This is a genomic window from Bacillus cereus group sp. Bc061 (assembly GCF_027715825.1).
Classification (GTDB): domain Bacteria; phylum Bacillota; class Bacilli; order Bacillales; family Bacillaceae_G; genus Bacillus_A; species Bacillus_A paranthracis.
Genome location: NZ_JAQFTZ010000005.1, coordinates 136205 through 154150 on the forward strand (window position 1 = coordinate 136205; position 17946 = coordinate 154150).

Here is a 17946-nt window from a genome sequence, read left to right on the forward strand (position 1 = left end):
AATAGTGCTCTGTAAAAATAGGGATATAGAATGGTTTATTCAATCCCGTTCGGATCATAAGAATACTGCTGCTTATTCTCAATCCGTTCAATTACGTCTTGCAACTCGTCTGGCTTCAGAAATTCAATAGGAGAGAAGCCTTTCTCAAATGTAAGTGTATCAGCCTCAATCATTAATACGTATCGGTCATTTACCTTTGCGATATGTATTTGATCCCCGAAATCAGCAAGTAGGGCTTTCACAGAGATATGATCCGCTTTTAGCTTCAATTCCACTTCAGGCGCATGCTCGACGATTTGAGCGGTAGCTTCCATTACTTCTTCGGTTGAAAATTGTTCCATAATTTCGCGTTTCGGACTGGCAGCCCATACTTCCATTGCTTGGTCGAACTGTTCGCGCTCTTCCGTACCTTCTTCAAATACATCTTCAATTTGGTCGTATACCATGTCCATTACTTGTGTTTTCATAATTTCAGGCATAGAGCGTTCGTATTCGACGAATTTTAAGAAGTCTTCAAAGTAACGGGCGTGTGATGCTTGGTGAATCTTTAGCTCGCCCACTTCGACCATACCTTCTTCGGGCATGTACGGATATTGGATAGATTTCATATTTTTTGTTGTGATGGCCATTTCAACGTTACGAATTAGTGTGGATTCATCGGAAATGGAAGCGACTTTCGGCTCGAAGTCACATTTCATAACGAAAACGAATGGATCATCAAAGTATTTGCGTAGTTTAGCTTGCGCAATTAAAAATACACCACCGCGTACAGCACTTGTGTCAAGATATGTATAAACGAGAGGTTCGCTCATATCTTTGAAGTTTTCCTTCGTTTCTGCAAAGCGGATGCGATTAAATAAGTTGTAATGAGGATTTGAATCAAGTTCGTGCCCTTCTTCTACAATAAAGCGACCGATCTTTGTCGGAGCTTGCTCTGTTTTCGCATGACGTTCTACTTTTCTCTTTGAAATTTTTAATAATTCTCCATTCAAAAATTCTTTTAAGGAGCTATCTTCATACTCTTCAGCGTCTAATGTTTGAAAATGTTTGTAGCGTTTATCAACAGCTTCGCCTTTTCCTTCTACTTGTACAACATAAAAGGAAAGATAATTTATTTCAAAATCCATATTTATCACCTTGTTTCATTTCATTAACTCTTATCAGTATAGAGATGGAAAAAACTTTCGTCAATTTATATAAGGAAGGGGAAGCCCCCTTCCTTCATATATTTTTTATTTTCGAAATTAAAATCCGTCTTCTAATGCTGAAAATGGAATGTTCAGTCTGTTTTCTACTGTACGTAAACGTTGGTTTAAGCGGTTTAATCTACGTGTATGACGTTCAACCGTGTTTTCTAATTGACGTACTCTTTGTTCAAGCTCATTTACTCGTCTTTCTAATTGACGGTTTCCAGCACCAGGAAAAGAGATTGGAAGTTGGAATTGTCGAGTTTGATCATATGGATTACCTTGTTCTACTGGATCTATATATTGTTGGTATTGTGCTTGTAAATCATATTGAGGTTGATAACCAGTTTGGTTATATGGATCGTATGGATTGTAGGGGTACATAAAAACATCCTCCATTTCTTTAAAATAGGTTAATTCACCATAATGTATGTGTAAAAGCGGAGTGTGGCACGGCAAATACCTATTTATGTTCACAGGATGTTTTTTATAAATACGAATATGGAGTTTTACATTTGTATTTCGTTCGTTTTATGGTATATACTGGATAATAGGGAGAGGTTACGTAAAGGTTACAATTCTATCAAACTCAAACTTTTATGTAAATATATATAGACATTTGGAAAAGAAAAGAGTAATTTATATAGAGTAAAAAATAACTTGTAACAATTTATAAATATATTGTAAAATGATCGTAACAAAACATACATAAAAATGAAATAATACATAAAAGTAGTATTGGGGAAAAGGGGAGAGTATATTGTTCCGTAAAGTAAAGGGTATATTAGTTGGGGTTTTATGTGTAGCTGTAGTGAGTGGCTGTGGTACAAAAGTAAGTGATGTTGCATTAGTAAGTGATATTGGTGGCCACACGGTAGAGGCTAAAGCAGAAGTACAGGATTCTATTAGTTTAGTAGATGGGCGTACAGGTACGGAAGTAAAAAAGTTAGATTTGTCGAGTCTAGGTTATTTTGAAGATGAAGCGAAATTTAAAAAATCAGTTGAGAAGGTTGCTAGGGAAGTTGGGAAAAATGTTGACAAAAAGATGGTCCCTTCACGTCTAGGATCTGATGGAAGTTGGCAAGAAGGGAAACCTTCTTATGAATTAATGGAAAAAGAATTAGTAGATAAATTATTAAACGTAGGTATGTGGGATTCTTCCTATCAATTACCTATTGTTGAGAAGAAGCCTACTGCAACATTAAGTGATGCGCAAGGAAGTGGTACGGTAATTGGTAGATATGAAACGAATTTAGGTGGCTCAACAGGTGGCCGTATTGAAAATATTCGTTTGTCAGCAGCGAGCATAAATGGAGTTGTATTAGCAAAAGGAGACCGTTTCTCTTTCAATGCATTAATTGGTGATACAACGCCAGATAAAGGATATCAATTAGGAAAAGAAATTGTAGATGGTAAATTAGTAGATGGATATGGCGGTGGTGTTTGTCAAACATCATCAACATTATACAATGCGGCAGATCAAGCTGGTTTGAAAATGGTAGAGAGAACAACACATTCTAAAACGGTAGGTTACGTTCCACAAGGAAGAGATGCTACAATTGCATATCCATACTTAGACTTAGTGTTTGAAAATACGAATGATGCACCTGTGAAGCTTTATATGGGCATTCAGGGCGGAAAGTTAGTTGCTGAAGTACATAAAATGCGATAAGAATTAGAACAGACTATTTTTGTAAAGTCACCTTTTCTGAAAGTTAGAAGAGGTGACTTTTTATTATGAATATAAAAATAAGTGTAAATTCTGACTTTTCTTATTTACATAGGATGATTTTAGTTGTATCCTTCATAGTAACGGTTATATGTAATGGAAGAATATTGGGATAAGGAGATGGAGTTATTTATGGTACAGATTCATCCGAAAACACGTATTGGTCATGTTGAATTTAAGGTGATAGATTTAGAACGTCAAATTTCCTTTTATGAGAATGTTGTAGGCTTAGAAGTAATTAAGCAAGAGGGGAATAAAGCATATTTATCTGGAAAAGGTGGAAAGAATACATTACTTGTTCTTGAAAAGTTAGAGGACGGGGTACTGCAAGAGCCGCGTACGACTGGTATATATCATGTAGCCTTTTTGGTTCCGACTCGTGAGGCTTTTGCGTCGGCATTATTTGGTGTGATTCGTAATAAGAATGTAATTGATAGTCCGGCTGAGCAAGAGGGACGTTATACATATTCAAATGAAATTTTACCAATTTCAAGGTTTAATAGCGCAAGCGATCATACGTATAGCGAAGCGTTTTATTTACAAGACTTAGAGGGAAATGGTATTGAAATATATGCGGATCGTCCGCGCGATCAATGGGGAGAAGGGCCAGGAGGAAGTACCCCGCTGGATTTAAAAGACCTAGCAACGCTTGTTGATTATGAGTTTGATGGATTACCTGCTAATACTGTCGTTGGACATGTACATTTACGAATAGCTAATGTAGAAGAGTCACATGACTTTTATGTAGATACAGTAGGCTTTGAAGTGCAGCAACGTGAAGATGACTGCTTATTCATTTCTGCAGGAGGATATCATCACCATATAGGCGCAAATACGTGGAACGGAGTAAATAACCCGCATTCACCAGCACATGCAACTGGACTTAAGGTATATACGATTGTATTACCGCATAAAGAAGCGTTAGATGAAGTGAAAGAAAGATTAATAGAAAAACAACATGGAATAAATGAGATTTTAACTGGATTTACTGTAGTAGACCCGAGTGGTATTACAGTACAGTTTGAAATAGAAACAGCATAAAAGAAGTCGGAAGGTGTATAATTACCTTCCGACTTCTTTTTGATACGTAATCCAGGTAGCACAAGGATTGAAAGGAACGGATTTTAATATCTCCATTGCATATATACTTGTTGAATCGAATTCACCTTGAATGAAAGAATAGCCGTGTTTATTTGCATACATAAATTGTTCGAAAACGAGCAGTTTCAGTAAGGATAAATCGTCTTTCGTGTGAGTTCCGCACCATCCTAGTTCTACCGTATTATCCTTTTCTGATGTATGGAGGAAAGAGTATGCCATAATTTGATGCTCTTCATTTATAATGAGAAAGCTCCCATCTAGTAGTACGTCATCAGCTAAAATCATCTCTTGCCAAGTTTGTAGTGGGAATGAGGCAACGGGATTTGTTAGGTGGGTTTGCTCATAATTTTCTTTTACTAAGTAGGCTAGTTTTTCTAATAAATTATTATTTGATACGATGTTCGATAAAGTTTGTACATGATAATTTGAATTAGGGACTATATCGATAGAAACTATTTTTTGTAAGTCTAATATCGGCATATATGTTCTTCGAATTTCCGTAAAATTATGTTCTTCAAAAAACGTTTTTAAATGAGCTGATGTTTCCCATATAGAGGTTTGTAATGGGAGTTTAAAGTTTTCTCGCTTTTGAATCTCGTTTAATAAAAATTCTTCAATGTGTAGCTCTGCATAGAAAGGATTCGTATATATTCGAAAGTATGTGCAGTATGGATGGAAGTTACTGCCCCAGGTGAAAAAGATGCCTACTACATCTTTTTTATAGTAGGCAACATACGCACATTTTGTTTTATTATCTTGTAATAAGTGAAATACGTACGATTCTTCATTGTATAAATCAATAAGTTGTTTTACTTGTAGCTCATTATTTTTACTATACTTCTCTATAACAAGATTATTTTCATTGGAGGACTTCATCATAGCTCAATCCAAAAACGTCTTACTACATTCCCATCTTCCTCAATGAAATCCTCATCACGAAGCCCGCCGTTATGTAAAATTGTTTTTTCTGAAGCAGTATTTACTTCATCGCAAACGATCAGTGCTTTCGTGATGTTTAATTGCTTCGCTTTTTCCAGTGATAATGCTAGTAATTTCGTAGCATAACCTTTTCTTCTTTCAGAAGGGCGAATGCCATAACCGATATGACCGCCAGCGTTAAATAAATGTTCGGTTAAACTATGACGTATATTAACAGCTCCTACGATCCTATTATGATCTGTAACGAGCCAATACGTAGAATCTGGTACCCAAGAGTCAGGAAGATTTATTCCATTATGTGCATCGAGTAATTCTTGTACCATAGCGGGGAAGTTAGAAGGATCCTTTGTAATAACCCACGGAATCATCGTTTCACCGCTATCTTTCCATTCGTTATAAAAATCTAAGTATTCTTCTTGTAAATCGATAGTAGGTGTAAGTAAAGAGACGTTCATTGTTAATAAGCTCCTTTATTTATGTAGTATGTATAAAAAAATTACGACACAAAATGAAAGCGTTTTCTTAATTTTCTCAACCTCATTTCATGTTATCCACCTTTGTTTTTTCAAGAAAATGATTGGATGTTTAAAATTAGAAGTTATTTATTTTATGTTAATATTTAAAATATTAACATAAAACGGCCTAGGTATTAAGTGTATTTTAGTAAAATTCCTTCATATCGATAAATGGATGTGTGTGATAATTTTTATTTTATCTATCTATAATGAATGAAAGGGGGAAGAGCTCGTGAGTGTAAATATTGATTTCATTATACGAATCGGTGTTGCTGGTTTGTTAGGAGCAATAATCGGTATTGAAAGGGAAATTCGATCAAAAGAAGCGGGCTTAAAAACACATTTCCTAGTAGCGGTAGGAAGTGCTTTAATAATGGTCGTTTCGAAATATGCTTTTTCAGATATTATGAATGAAGATCATATGGCACTAGATCCGAGTCGTATTGCAGCGCAAGTTGTTAGTGGAGTAGGTTTTTTAGGTGCAGGTACAATTATTATTCAAAAGCAGGCGGTGAAAGGATTAACGACAGCAGCTGGTTTATGGGCTACAGCAGGAATTGGATTAGCAATTGGTGCTGGTATGTATGTAGTAGGAATTGGAGCGACGATTCTTGTTTTAATTGGTTTAGAGATTGTAAGTCGTATTTTTAAGGTGCAATTTTTATTTCCGCAAAATATAATGGTGCAAATGTGTATAAATAAACGTGAAGCAGTACAACAAATATTAGAAACACTTCATATGAAAGGCATTCCAATACTTTCATATGAAGTGGAAGCTTCACAGCAAGGGATAGAAATTGTTTATAAGGTAGGGATGCAACTGAAAAACATATCGTCAGAAGAAAAGAATGAGTTTATTCAGCATATGCAAACATTACCAGAAGTTACATTCATAAAGTTAAAATCATAGTTTTGAAAACGAGGATAGATGTAGCGGGAATTTCGCTATTATCTATCTTTTTTTGATATAAAACGCACATAAAGTCAAGTGTTAATTTTGCATGGTATGGATACATGTGTGAACGTTACCTTATTTTTTCTCAATACAGTATAAAAAGTGAAAATAGTAAAATAATGGTGCGGTACACTAAAAAATGTAAGGTAGGGGAGAGCATGAAAGGCTATTCAAAAAAAGTGTTAATAGGGGTAAGTTTTGCTAGTTTCATGTTAGGGAGTTTTCAAGGGGACGCATTGGCAGAAGGTACAAAGGGAGAGCAAGTTTCATATCGGAATGTGCTCAAAATGGAGCCGATTGGTTTACAATTACCAGTGCAAGAATTAGCTCATTCATCAAAAGTGCTGGAAAATAAGTCTTTTGAGAAAAGGCTACAATTTGCTGATTTGTCCCAAAGGCCACCTGAAGTGAAAAAGGAAAGTAAGCAATTAGCTGTAGCGAAAACGTATACAATTGCTGAATTAAATCAATTGAGCAATCAGCAGTTAGTGGACTTACTTGTAACAATTGATTGGGAGCAAATTACTGGGCTATTTCAGTTTAATAAGGATAGTCTTGCATTCTATCAAAATGATAGTAGAATGCAGGCAATTATTGATAAATTGAACCAGCAAGGACAAGCTTATACGAAAGATGATTCAAAAGGGATTGAGACTTTAGTAGAGGTGTTACGATCTGGTTTTTATTTAGGATTTTATCATACAGAATTAAGTAAACTAAATGAGCGAAGCTATCATGATAAATGCTTACCTGCACTAAAAACGATTGCGAATAACCCGAATTTTAAACTCGGTACATTAGAACAAAATAGAGTTGTCTCATCATATGGAAAATTAATTGGAAATGCTTCAAGTGATGTGGAAACGATCACATCAGCTGCAAAGATTTTTAAACAATATAATGATAATTTTTCTACATTGGTAGATAATCTTTCAGCTGGAAATGCGATTTACGATATTATGCAAGGTGTTGATTACGATATTCAATCGTATTTGTACGATACGAGAAAAGCACCGAAAGATACAATATGGTATCAAAAAATTGATAGCTATATTAATGAATTAAGTCGTTTTGCCTTAATTGGAACGGTGACAGCGAAAAATGGTTGGTTAATTAATAATGGTATTTATTATACAGGTAGACTTGGTACGTTCCATAGTACAGAAACGAAAGGGTTACAAGTTGTAACAGATGCCATAAAAATCTATCCGTATTTAAGTGAGCAATATTTCGTAGCTGCTGAGCAAATTGCGACGAATTATGGCGGGAAAGATGCGAATGGTAAAGTGGTTGATCTAGATCAAATAAGAGAAGATGGTAAGAAAAAATATTTACCGAAAACGTATACGTTCGATGATGGAGCAATTGTGTTAAAAGCTGGAGATAAGGTGACTGAGGAAAAAGTAAAACGTCTATATTGGGCGGCAAAAGAAGTGAAGGCACAATTCCATCGTACGGTTGAAAGTGACCAGCCGTTAGAAAAAGGCAATCCTGATGATGTATTAACGATGGTTATTTATAATAGCCCAGCTGAATATCAATTTAACCGTCAATTATACGGGTATGAAACAAATAACGGCGGTCTTTATATAGAAGGAACAGGTACGTTCTTTACTTATGAACGTACGCCAGAAGAAAGCATTTATAGTTTGGAAGAATTGTTCCGACATGAGTTCACGCATTATTTACAAGGTAGATATGAAGTGCCAGGACTTTGGGGACAAGGGAAGATGTATGAGAATGAGAGATTATCTTGGTTTGAAGAAGGGAATGCGGAGTTTTTTGCAGGTGCAACGAGAACAGATAATGTTGTACCGAGAAAGAGTATTATAGGAGGAATATCTTCAAATCCAGCAGAACGTTATACAGCAGAGAGAACGTTAAACGCAAAATATGGAACGTGGGATTTCTATAATTATTCCTTCGCTTTACAATCGTACATGTACAATAAGAGATATGATATGTTTGACAAAATTCATGATCTTATTAGGAAAAATGATGTAACAGCATATGATGCATACCGCTCTGCTTTAAGTAAAGATGCGAATTTAAATAAAGAGTATCAAGACTATATGCAAATGTTAGTAGATAACCGTGAGAAATATAATGTTCCATTAGTATCAGATGATTATTTAGCGACGCACGCACCGAAACCAGTTTCAGATATTGCAGCAGAAATTACAGCAGAAGCAAAATTAAGTAATGTATCAGTTAAGAAAAACAAATCACAGTTCTTTCATACATTTACACTACAAGGAACATATACAGGTACGACTGCAAAAAGAGAATATGAAGACTGGAAGACAATTACACAAAACGTAAATGATACGTTAAAACGTTTAAGTGCGAAAGAATGGACAGGCTATAAAACAGTAACAGCTTATTTCGTAAATTACCGTGTGAATGCAGCAGGACAATTTGAGTATGATGTTGTATTCCATGGGATTAATACAGAAGAAGGTGCTGTGAATAAAGCGCCAGTTGCGGTTATAAACGGCCCATATAGCGGAAATGTAAATGCAGCAATTTCGTTTAAAAGCGATGGATCGAAAGATGAAGATGGAAAAATTGTTGCTTATAAATGGGAGTTTGGTGATGGTACTGTAAGTAATGAACAAAATCCGACTCATGTATACACAAAAGAAGGAACATATACGGCAAAATTAACAGTAACAGATGACAAAGGATTAACGAATACTGCTACAACGAATGTAACGGTTCAAAAGAAAGAAGATAATAGTGTAGAAAAAGAGCCGAATAACTCATTCCAGACAGCAAATAAACTGCAATTCAATCAAGTTTTACGTGCTAGTTTAGGAAACGGTGATACGAGTGATTACTTTGAAATAAATGTGGAAACGGCGAAAAACCTGCAAATTAATGTAACGAAGGAAAATAATATTGGAGTAAACTGGGTTCTTTATTCGGAAGCAGATTTAAATAATTACGTTACGTATGCCCAGCAAGAAGGAAATAAGTTAGTAGGAAGTTACTACACGTATCCAGGGAAATATTATTTACATGTGTATCAGTATGGCGGGGGAACAGGGAATTATACGGTAGAAGTGAAATAGTAAAAAGGTCGCCGTAAGTGGCGACCTTTTTGTTGCGTGTTATACAAAAAAATTTACAAAAGCTTGATAGGCACTACCAAGAGAAAATAACGTAGCTACCATATGTGCAGTCCATTTAGGCATATTTAATTTCAATACGGTATTGTACAAGATTCCATATAAGGGGTCCTGCCGACGAAACGCGGAAATTATACGCTAAGCATAAGTTTACCAATAAAATAAAAAACAAAGTATGTAAATTTATGTAAAATAATGATATAATTTAATTGAATATAAAGAAAAAGGAAACCGATACAGCTTGTGCGTATGCAGTGCATTTTGGTCTAGGTCGCAGTCTTTTAACGTGCTCGAACTACAGGAGGAGTAAGCATATTCCCGATGGATCCATTTCTGCACTTCCATTATTTTGGGAAACCCCTGGTATCCAAGACTAAATTTTACCCATACATCATTTTTTGATGTAGCTCTTGAAGATAAAAACTATTTAATTTTCAAGGAACAGTTATTAACTTAAAACTTATTATACTAGGAGGGTGTATCATGAAAAAAATATGCTTTGTATTAATTGTCGACGCTGGTATAAATTATGGTTCAATATTTTCTCTACCATTTTTAAGGAATCAGGATGATTTGAAGGGATATTTTTCTGAGTATTATGATGTTTCGATTAATTATATTAGGGATAAAAACTCAGTTGACTATTTGGTAGTTCCCAAACCGTGTCCACCTTTTGATAATGAAAATAATCTTCCAATAATTGAAGTACCAGCAAACTTATTTATGGAAAAGGATTTTGAAAAAATAAAGACTTATATAGACAATTATTTTTCTAATAACTCATAAAGAAAATAAAAGTACAGTAAAAAGAAGTCCGATAAAAAATGAGTGGTGAAGATTCAATGAATAAGGCACAAGCAACATTAGTAAATTACCAGCACCAACTAGATTTAGCTTCTTATTGGGGAGATGGTACCACTTCGTCTTCAGATGGGATGGGCATGCAAATGGGGGTTTCATCTTTACATGCAGACGCAAATCCACAGTACGGAACAGGTAAAGGTGCTACCATTAAAGTCCGATTGGTGAAGGCTAATAATCAGTGGGGGATGAAGAAAACCCCCACTAATTAAAGTTTCACTTTATCGCTTTATGAGTGATCAATTCTCTAGCTTTCATACAAAAGTGATTAATCCGAATGCTAGGGATGCCGTTCATGTCATTGATGGTTTACTACATCACGAAACAGATTTACATATTGAAGAGCATTCTATTGGATCATTACGCCTCTTAGAACATAAATAAAACCCTTGATTTTCTGCTTAGCGTAGATAGATCAAGGGTTTTTCTTTCAAAATCTTTTTACGCGTTATAGCCGAATAATTTTAAATCTTCCCCTGAGTTCGAAATGATCTCTTCGAACTTCAATCCTACTTTTTCTAAAAGCTTTCCTGACTGGATGTTATCAGTAGTAGTAATGGCTACAATTCGTTTCAGACCTAGTTTTTGTACTCCGTATTCGATTACAGCAGAAGCTGACTCGTAGCCATATCCTTTCGAACGGAATTTCTCTAAAAAGGCAAAGCCGATATCAACATCTTCTAATGAATCTCTTTTAATAAGGCCACACATACCGAGCGGAGTGAGATCTTCTTTTCGTTCTACTAAGTAAAGGCCGAAGCCCATTTTATTATACATATCAACGGGTCCGTTTAAGATGTATTTTTTTGCATCTTCTAAGTTTTTAATCCTTTTATCACCGACATACTGAATCCATGCAGGATCGTTTACTAACTCGAGAATAAATGGAGCATCTTTTAGATGAAACCAGCGAAGAACGAGTCGTTCCGTTTCAAGAACTATCACAATCTACTGCACCACCTTTAACATTTATAATCATTAGTATGGATTGTGTAATACAAAATCGCAACATATTTTACAAGATCCCGGATTGTTCACATAAAGTTCGTTTGTTTTGCATAAAGGGATATTTTATAATTAGAATTGATTGTAAAGAGTGAGATGCTTATACAATGACTCCTAGGTGACTAGGAGTTTTTACTATATAACTATCATTATTACTAAATATGACACACTACACATTCTACTCAAGGAGGTATATAATGAAGAAATTATATAATGCATCGTTTACGTATTTGATTATCGGTTTATTATCAGGGATTTTCGCTAGGGAGTATGGAAAGTATAAAGGGATTGTAGGATCTACTTTGTTAAACCTTTTACATACACATACACTTGTACTCGGCTTTTTCTTCTTTTTAATTGCTTTAGGATTAGCAAAAGTATTCGCGTTTCATGAAGCGAAAAGTTTTAATAAGTGGTTTGTTGTACATAATATCGCATTAATATTAATGTTAGGTTCATTGGCAGCAAGAGGGCTTCTTCAGTTAAATGGAGCGGACTTTAAAGGGTTAACTTATATTGTTGGGTTTTCTCATTCGCTGATGGCATTTACTTTAATTTGGTTTATGTTGTTAATAAAGAAGTCATTTAAAATATAGTTTTATAGAAAAGAACTTGCAGTAATTGTTGCAAGTTCTTTTTGTTTATTCGACAGTATGAAACGAATTGCATATGTATAAAACTTGAATTATTTAATTTTTCGGATTATTATGTATAAAATAGTTAACATATTTTATAATTCAAATTTATAGAGAATAGGAGAGTGTACGATGGAAATAACAGTAGAGCGTTTAGTAAATGAATTAAAGGGTGTACTTACCGAAGATCGAGTAGTAATCAATATAACAGTAAGAGAGTTGCATAGTAAAGATGAATCTTATCATGCCAGTAGTTTACCTGATGTAGTAGTTTTTCCGAAAACGACCGAAGAGGTTAGCACGATAATGAAAATAGCGAGTGAGCACGGGACACCCGTTGTTCCGTTTGGGGTAGGTTCTAGTTTAGAAGGACATGTAATTCCTTATGAAAAAGGAATTACGGTTGATTTTTCATTAATGAACAAAATTCTTGAAATAAGAGAGAAAGATTTTCTGGTGAAAGTACAGCCAGGAGTGACTCGTTCTCAGCTCAATAAAGAATTGAAGAAATACGGATTGTTTTTTAGTGTGGATCCAGGAGCAGATGCAACGTTAGGGGGAATGGCTGCTACAAATGCAAGCGGAACGACAGCGGTTAAGTATGGAGTAATGCGTGATCAAGTTCGTGATTTAGAAGTCGTTCTTGCTGATGGGGAAGTAATACATACTGGGAATTTAGCTGCGAAGTCGTCATCAGGTTACCATTTAAATGGTGTTTTCGTAGGATCAGAAGGTACGCTTGGATGCTTTACAGAGTTAACATTAAAAGTATACGGCATACCGGAGCATGTTATGGCCGCGAGAGCATCGTTTCCAACTATAAATGATGCAGTAGAAGCTGTTATTAACATATTGCAAGCGGGTATTCCGATTGCGAGAATTGAACTCGTTGATGAACTATCTATGAAACAAGTCAATCATTATAGTGAAACAAGTTACAGAGAAGAACCTACATTGTTTTTAGAGTTTCACGGTAATGAAGCAGGGTTAAAGCAAGATGTTGAGTTTACGAAAGAAATTGTTTTTGATCATAAATGTAAAGAAGTTGCTTTTGAAACGGAAACTGCAGCGAGAAATAAATTATGGGATGCACGGCATAATCTAGCATATGCTTACGTTCATAGCTATCCTGGTAAAAAGCTTATGAGTACAGACGTATGTGTACCAATTTCAGAATTGGCTGGGGCAATTCAACATGCGAAAGATACATTAGATAAGGTTGGGCTTGTTGGTGGTATTCTTGGTCATGTAGGAGACGGGAATTTCCACGTGCTCTTAATGGTTGATCCAAACGATAAAGAAGAAGTGGAAAAGGCAGACGAAATAAATGAAAATATCGTTTTATATGCTCTTAAACGAGGAGGAACATGTACAGGGGAACATGGCGTTGGTATTGGAAAACGGAAGTATCAGGAAGAAGAACATGGGGCGGCATTACTCGTAATGGAAAAAATAAAGAAAGCTCTTGATCCGCAAAATATTTTGAATCCGAATAAAGTTTTTCAGTTAAAGGATAGGAGCTGATCGGGTGAAAGTACTAGAAGCGATAAGTAATATAGCTGGAAAGTATTTTGCGTTTTGGGTTATTTGTATTGCAACTATTGCGTATTTTATTCCCGCTCCATTTCTCGGGTTAAATAGTTACATAACGATTTTACTCGGGGTTGTTATGTTTGGGATGGGGTTAACATTAAAGGCTGTTGATTTTAAAATTATTGCTACAAAACCATTGCCAGTTATTATCGGTGTATGTGCTCAGTTTATTATTATGCCACTTGTCGCATACGTACTAGCCTACGTTATGAATTTGCCAGCCGAATTAGCAGCTGGATTAGTGTTGCTTGGTTCAGTACCGGGTGGCACCGCATCAAATGTTATGGTTTATTTAGCAAAAGGGAACTTAGCGTTGTCTATTGCAATGACGTCATTATCAACGTTACTAGCACCAATTGCTACACCTCTTATTTTATTATTACTTGCAGGGCAATGGATGCCGGTTAATCCTATGTCTATGTTTCTTTCTATCGTACAAGTTATTATCATACCTATTATTTTAGGATTAGTAGTGAAGAAGTTTTTCCCGAAAACTGTTACGAAAGGAATGACCGTTATCCCTTTCATATCGGTTGTAGCAATTATCATTATTGTTTCTGCAGTTGTTTCAGCGAATGTAAGTAGTATTACTTCTTCAGGCCTTCTTATCTTTATTGCCGTTATGCTCCATAATGCTTTCGGTTTTTTACTCGGATATATAACAGCATTCATACTTAGACTAGACGAAGGGACAAGAAGAGCTATTTCAATAGAAGTAGGAATGCAAAATTCAGGTTTAGGTGTTGCGCTAGCAACAGCACATTTTGGACCAGCTGCCGCCCTCCCAAGTGTGTTAGCAGCAGTATGGCATAACATTGCAGGACCGATTTTAGCAACCATCTGGTCAAAAAATGCAAAGGATACTTTCAGTGATGAAACTTTATCGGTAAATATAGAAAAATAGGAATGATAAAGAATGCAAAAACGTATTGTACATTTTGAAGGGCTAGTTGTTTTCATAGCTGCGATTTATGCGTATTCATTATATGAATTTAGTTGGATAATATTTTTTCTGTTCCTTTTAGCTCCGGATTTATCAATGTTAGCGTATGGTATAAATAATCATGTTGGGGCTAACATTTATAATTTATTTCACACATATATCATATCGATATTAATTGTTATCATAGGTGCTTATTTTAAGATAGATATAGTTATTATGATTGGTTTAATATGGACCGCACATATTGGAATGGATCGAATGTTTGGATATGGATTGAAATATGAGACGGATTTTAAGGATACTCATATTCAGAGGTTATAGTTGCTTTTGAGGAGAGGGATACTTTGAAACAGAGAATTACTATCGAAGAGTATAACATCAAATGGGAAAGTGAATTTAATAAGTTACAAACTCTCATTAACGATGTAATGGAAGACAGTATTTTATCCATTGAACATGTTGGGAGTACATCTATTAAAGGACTTGCAGCAAAACCAATATTAGATATTGATATCATAATAGAAGATTATGGGTTTTTTCCTAAAGTAGTAACAAAGCTTGAAGCGATAGGATACTATCATCAGGCAGAATGGAGCTACAAAGGGAGAGAGGCGTTTGGCAGAAAGGACGCTTTCGTTCTGTGGGACGGAGAAAGTACAGATTGGATGGAACATCATTTGTATGTGTGTGATAAAGAAAGTGAAGAGCTAAGAAGACATATAGCGTTTCGGGATTATCTTCGTGAACATGAAGGTGTTGCTGTTGAATATGGACGTTTAAAGAAAGAATTAGCAAGAGAATCGAAAAATAGAGCGGGTTATAGTGAAGGTAAGACGGCATTTATTACAAATATATTAGAAAAGATAAACTAAGGCGGCATGGAATACATGCTGCCTATTCTTTTGAAATAGAACGCTGCCATTATAAAACAAATACAAACTGGCCCTGTTGAATGCTACGATACTTAAATATAATGAGAAATAAAAGATCGGAAAAGAGGGAACTTATGTATATACCAAAATATTTCGCAATACAAGATGAAGAAATGAAGTATGAGATAATGGAACAAAATAGCTTTGCGACATTATTTTCTCAACATAACGGGGAACCATATGCATCGCACTTACCGTTGTTATTAAATAGGGAGACCCTTACTTTACATGGTCACTTCGCACGGCCGAATGAACAGTGGAAAGATATTGGGACTCAGCAAGTACTAGCTATATTTCAAGGACCACATAGTTACATCTCTCCGTCATGGTATGAAACAAACAATGCAGTACCAACATGGAATTACGTTGCAGTGCATGTATATGGTGAATTAGAAATTGTTGAAGATGAACAGGAATTAATAGACTCTCTTCAAGAGTTAGTACATAAGTATGAAGATCCGGAGAGCACCTACTCACTTAATGATGTAGACCCGAATTATATGGGAGGATTAAGTAAGGGGATAGTTGGGTTCAAAGTAAAGATAAATAAAATAGAAGGAAAAGCGAAGTTAAGTCAAAATCATTCTGTAGAGAGACGGAAATTAGTTGTGGAGGAACTTGAGAAAGTTGGTAGTGAGGGGAGTAGGGGGATTGCGGAATTGATGAAAGAAACAAAATGAGTTTGGTAAAATAAAGGTGATTTACTAATTTTGTAGAAATATATTTTACTTGCAAGAAAAATGCCTCCGTAGCTCTAGAAGGGAAGAGCGCCGGAAAACATGTCGCACCGGGTCGCAAGGCGAAGGTTTCAGAAGCACCGAAAAGAAAATAAGCTGAGACAGGTGGAATTCCTGTCGGTGAAATTCCGTAGGGAAGCGTGTTCCCCTTAGCCTATACTAACGAAAGGAGTGCGGGTTCGAATCCCGTCGGATGCATATGGAAACCTCTATATGAAGAAACATTTGATTACATTAACTCTAAATAAGCGCATTTAAAAAAGACCCTCTTAAATGAAGGTCTTTCGTTTTTTAAAGTGTTTTTTCAGCTGTTGTTGAGTTATAGTCTTTACCTACGTCAACGGATTGAACAAGGTCAGGCCTTTGTGGTGCAGGGAGATCGGCGTGACTTGCTTGATATGTAAAAGCACTATTTATCCCAATAGAAATAATACCAATAACAGACAGTCCTAGAACGACAGAACTAATTTTTTTAATCATTTTAGAGCTCCTTTCTCAAACGTTTTTTCTTTTGCTTGTAACGCTTTATGAAAATACTCACTCGCTTTCACATGATTATTTTCATCATAAAATTTAGTTGCTAATTTCTCTGAATATTCTTGAGTGTAGTTATATAAAGATTCTTTGTCGAAATACGTAATTCCTTCAAGAATAATCTTTTCTAGATCTTCAGTTGTCTCATTATTGTTAAGGGAATTTAAAATTTTAAAATGAAGTATATATTCAATATTGTTTAGTTCTGTACAAACTCCCAATCCTTTTTTTATAAATTCTTCAGCAATGTTTATTTCACCAAGTTTATAATGCTCTCTGGCTTGTAAAAAGAGTGCTTTAAAGTGTGTAGGCACTTTTGTTGTTACCTCTGATAAATGTCGAATCGCTAGAGAAGACAGGTTTTGACTTGCATAGAGCCAACCTAGATTATTGCGAACGCTTAATACTAAATCCTTTTCGTTTAGTTTTTGTAAAATTGAAAGAGCAGAATTGAATTTTTCCTCTGCTTGTTCATATTGTTTTAGAAATACACATGAGGAACCTATTATATTGTCGCAAAGTGCTAACTTTATCTCAAATCCATTTTCAGTCATGAAAATATTTCTGGCTTTTGTTGCTTGCTGAATTGCATCAATCGGTTTATAAAAATGTTGATTAAAGATAGCGAATCGGTAATTATATTCAGCTTCCTCTAGTTTATCTGAAACATTAACTAATAGCTTTTCAGCATTTTCATAATGTTCACTTGCTAAATTATAATTTGTTGTTAAAGTAGCATGAATCGCTTTAAATAAATGATAGTAGTAAGAAAGTTGGTGATTAGGTGAAATCGCGTAAGAATCTATTTTATTGAAACTGTCTTTTGTGATGCTTAAACCATCAGTTAAAACTTTGAAACGAAAATCTAGTAGAGAATAGTATAATGCTAAGTTTTCATCTTCTTCAAAGTTTAGTTCTTTTTCCTCAATTTCATGCTTTAAGTTTGTTGCCTGGGACACATCTTGTTTTAGCATAGCTAAATACCAATCATTAAATAATTTTGTAATTTGTTCATTACCTTGTAGTTGAACGTTCATGAAATCCCCTCGCTTTTTGAATATTCTTATAAAATATAGTATCAAAAATAACAATATTTAGAAATACGATTTTTATTTCTCAATATTTGTTTAACAAACTTTTCAGTAAGCC

At 35.1% G+C, this 17946-nt stretch carries 18 protein-coding genes and 1 pseudogene; 12 read left to right on the plus strand and 7 right to left on the minus strand.

The window, feature by feature from the left end:
- Window positions 1-35: 35 nt before the first annotated feature.
- Both PDQ40_RS18520 and PDQ40_RS18525 read right to left on the minus strand, forming a co-directional pair.
- Entirely contained in the window at window positions 36-1127 is a 1092-nt protein-coding gene (locus PDQ40_RS18520) for a DUF3900 domain-containing protein (RefSeq protein WP_000345047.1), read from the minus strand.
- 117 nt (window positions 1128-1244) lie between these two features.
- Window positions 1245-1586: a hypothetical protein gene (locus PDQ40_RS18525; protein ID WP_157406696.1), complete on the minus strand. Its 342-nt coding sequence runs from the start codon at window positions 1584-1586 to the stop codon at window positions 1245-1247.
- A 361-nt stretch (window positions 1587-1947) separates the two neighbouring features.
- Between PDQ40_RS18525 and PDQ40_RS18530 the strand changes: the two genes are divergently transcribed.
- Both PDQ40_RS18530 and PDQ40_RS18535 read left to right on the plus strand, forming a co-directional pair.
- On the plus strand, window positions 1948-2859 hold the full coding sequence (locus tag PDQ40_RS18530) for a VanW family protein (protein ID WP_000488988.1): 912 nt from the start codon (window positions 1948-1950) through the stop codon (window positions 2857-2859).
- Between the two features lie 189 nt (window positions 2860-3048).
- On the plus strand, window positions 3049-3957 hold the full coding sequence (locus PDQ40_RS18535; protein WP_262718327.1) for a VOC family protein: 909 nt from the start codon (window positions 3049-3051) through the stop codon (window positions 3955-3957).
- Window positions 3958-3978: 21 nt separating this feature from the next.
- On the opposite strand, the gene PDQ40_RS18540 is transcribed toward PDQ40_RS18535, so the two are convergent.
- Both PDQ40_RS18540 and PDQ40_RS18545 read right to left on the minus strand, forming a co-directional pair.
- Entirely contained in the window at window positions 3979-4896 is a 918-nt protein-coding gene (locus PDQ40_RS18540; RefSeq protein ID WP_000978257.1) for a hypothetical protein, read from the minus strand.
- Window positions 4893-5411, minus strand: coding sequence for a GNAT family N-acetyltransferase (locus tag PDQ40_RS18545; RefSeq protein WP_001103101.1), 519 nt, complete (start codon window positions 5409-5411; stop codon window positions 4893-4895). Before PDQ40_RS18545 ends, PDQ40_RS18540 begins: the two co-directional genes overlap by 4 nt.
- A gap of 292 nt (window positions 5412-5703) precedes the next feature.
- On the opposite strand from PDQ40_RS18545, the gene PDQ40_RS18550 reads away from it, so the two are divergent.
- The 4 genes and pseudogenes from PDQ40_RS18550 to PDQ40_RS18565 all read left to right on the plus strand — a co-directional run.
- The gene (locus PDQ40_RS18550) at window positions 5704-6381 is read left to right on the plus strand and encodes an MgtC/SapB family protein (protein ID WP_000115697.1); all 678 of its coding nucleotides are present in this window, start codon (window positions 5704-5706) and stop codon (window positions 6379-6381) included.
- Between the two features lie 203 nt (window positions 6382-6584).
- The gene (gene colA / locus PDQ40_RS18555; protein ID WP_270691564.1) at window positions 6585-9500 is read left to right on the plus strand and encodes a collagenase ColA; all 2916 of its coding nucleotides are present in this window, start codon (window positions 6585-6587) and stop codon (window positions 9498-9500) included.
- A gap of 540 nt (window positions 9501-10040) precedes the next feature.
- The gene (locus PDQ40_RS18560; protein WP_000717617.1) at window positions 10041-10343 is read left to right on the plus strand and encodes a hypothetical protein; all 303 of its coding nucleotides are present in this window, start codon (window positions 10041-10043) and stop codon (window positions 10341-10343) included.
- Between the two features lie 47 nt (window positions 10344-10390).
- Window positions 10391-10766 (plus strand): annotated as a pseudogene (locus PDQ40_RS18565) (Tn3 family transposase); the annotation flags it as partial.
- Between the two features lie 93 nt (window positions 10767-10859).
- Here the strand turns inward: PDQ40_RS18565 and PDQ40_RS18570 are convergent.
- Window positions 10860-11363: a GNAT family N-acetyltransferase gene (locus tag PDQ40_RS18570; protein ID WP_000636237.1), complete on the minus strand. Its 504-nt coding sequence runs from the start codon at window positions 11361-11363 to the stop codon at window positions 10860-10862.
- A 257-nt stretch (window positions 11364-11620) separates the two neighbouring features.
- Here PDQ40_RS18570 and PDQ40_RS18575 point away from each other — a divergent pair, with 257 nt between their 5' ends.
- The 6 genes from PDQ40_RS18575 (at window position 11621) to PDQ40_RS18600 (ending at window position 16206) form a co-directional block, all read left to right on the plus strand.
- The gene (locus PDQ40_RS18575; RefSeq protein WP_000737903.1) at window positions 11621-12019 is read left to right on the plus strand and encodes a DUF2871 family protein; all 399 of its coding nucleotides are present in this window, start codon (window positions 11621-11623) and stop codon (window positions 12017-12019) included.
- Window positions 12020-12190: 171 nt separating this feature from the next.
- On the plus strand, window positions 12191-13582 hold the full coding sequence (locus tag PDQ40_RS18580) for an FAD-binding oxidoreductase (RefSeq protein ID WP_000406958.1): 1392 nt from the start codon (window positions 12191-12193) through the stop codon (window positions 13580-13582).
- Window positions 13583-13586: 4 nt separating this feature from the next.
- Window positions 13587-14555: a bile acid:sodium symporter family protein gene (locus tag PDQ40_RS18585; RefSeq protein WP_000865844.1), complete on the plus strand. Its 969-nt coding sequence runs from the start codon at window positions 13587-13589 to the stop codon at window positions 14553-14555.
- A gap of 12 nt (window positions 14556-14567) precedes the next feature.
- Window positions 14568-14915 carry a DUF4260 domain-containing protein gene (locus PDQ40_RS18590; protein ID WP_001172036.1) on the plus strand — a complete coding sequence of 116 codons (348 nt, stop codon included), beginning with the start codon at window positions 14568-14570 and terminating at the stop codon, window positions 14913-14915.
- Between the two features lie 23 nt (window positions 14916-14938).
- Window positions 14939-15466: a GrpB family protein gene (locus PDQ40_RS18595; protein ID WP_000813604.1), complete on the plus strand. Its 528-nt coding sequence runs from the start codon at window positions 14939-14941 to the stop codon at window positions 15464-15466.
- A gap of 134 nt (window positions 15467-15600) precedes the next feature.
- A complete protein-coding gene (locus PDQ40_RS18600; protein ID WP_000275788.1) occupies window positions 15601-16206 on the plus strand; it encodes an FMN-binding negative transcriptional regulator in 606 nt (201 codons plus the stop codon).
- Between the two features lie 348 nt (window positions 16207-16554).
- Here PDQ40_RS18600 and PDQ40_RS18605 read toward each other — a convergent pair whose 3' ends face one another.
- Together PDQ40_RS18605 and PDQ40_RS18610 are read right to left on the minus strand one after the other, a co-directional pair.
- Window positions 16555-16743: a Phr family secreted Rap phosphatase inhibitor gene (locus PDQ40_RS18605; RefSeq protein WP_000592020.1), complete on the minus strand. Its 189-nt coding sequence runs from the start codon at window positions 16741-16743 to the stop codon at window positions 16555-16557.
- Window positions 16740-17834, minus strand: a complete 1095-nt coding sequence (locus tag PDQ40_RS18610; protein WP_001102715.1) for a Rap family tetratricopeptide repeat protein — start codon at window positions 17832-17834, stop codon at window positions 16740-16742. The genes PDQ40_RS18605 and PDQ40_RS18610 overlap by 4 nt, the downstream gene beginning before the upstream one ends.
- Window positions 17835-17946 lie beyond the last annotated feature (112 nt).

Coding starts and splice junctions, on each gene's coding strand:
- PDQ40_RS18520 (WP_000345047.1), bottom strand. CDS start 1,127: ATGGATTTTGAAATAAATTATCTTTCCTTTTATGTTGTACAAGTAGAA.
- PDQ40_RS18535 (WP_262718327.1), top strand. CDS start 3,049: ATGGTACAGATTCATCCGAAAACACGTATTGGTCATGTTGAATTTAAG.
- PDQ40_RS18590 (WP_001172036.1), top strand. CDS start 14,568: ATGCAAAAACGTATTGTACATTTTGAAGGGCTAGTTGTTTTCATAGCT.
- PDQ40_RS18560 (WP_000717617.1), top strand. CDS start 10,041: ATGAAAAAAATATGCTTTGTATTAATTGTCGACGCTGGTATAAATTAT.
- PDQ40_RS18605 (WP_000592020.1), bottom strand. CDS start 16,743: ATGATTAAAAAAATTAGTTCTGTCGTTCTAGGACTGTCTGTTATTGGT.
- PDQ40_RS18525 (WP_157406696.1), bottom strand. CDS start 1,586: ATGGAGGATGTTTTTATGTACCCCTACAATCCATACGATCCATATAAC.
- PDQ40_RS18600 (WP_000275788.1), top strand. CDS start 15,601: ATGTATATACCAAAATATTTCGCAATACAAGATGAAGAAATGAAGTAT.
- PDQ40_RS18580 (WP_000406958.1), top strand. CDS start 12,191: ATGGAAATAACAGTAGAGCGTTTAGTAAATGAATTAAAGGGTGTACTT.
- colA (WP_270691564.1), top strand. CDS start 6,585: ATGAAAGGCTATTCAAAAAAAGTGTTAATAGGGGTAAGTTTTGCTAGT.
- PDQ40_RS18610 (WP_001102715.1), bottom strand. CDS start 17,834: ATGAACGTTCAACTACAAGGTAATGAACAAATTACAAAATTATTTAAT.
- PDQ40_RS18575 (WP_000737903.1), top strand. CDS start 11,621: ATGAAGAAATTATATAATGCATCGTTTACGTATTTGATTATCGGTTTA.
- PDQ40_RS18540 (WP_000978257.1), bottom strand. CDS start 4,896: ATGATGAAGTCCTCCAATGAAAATAATCTTGTTATAGAGAAGTATAGT.
- PDQ40_RS18545 (WP_001103101.1), bottom strand. CDS start 5,411: ATGAACGTCTCTTTACTTACACCTACTATCGATTTACAAGAAGAATAC.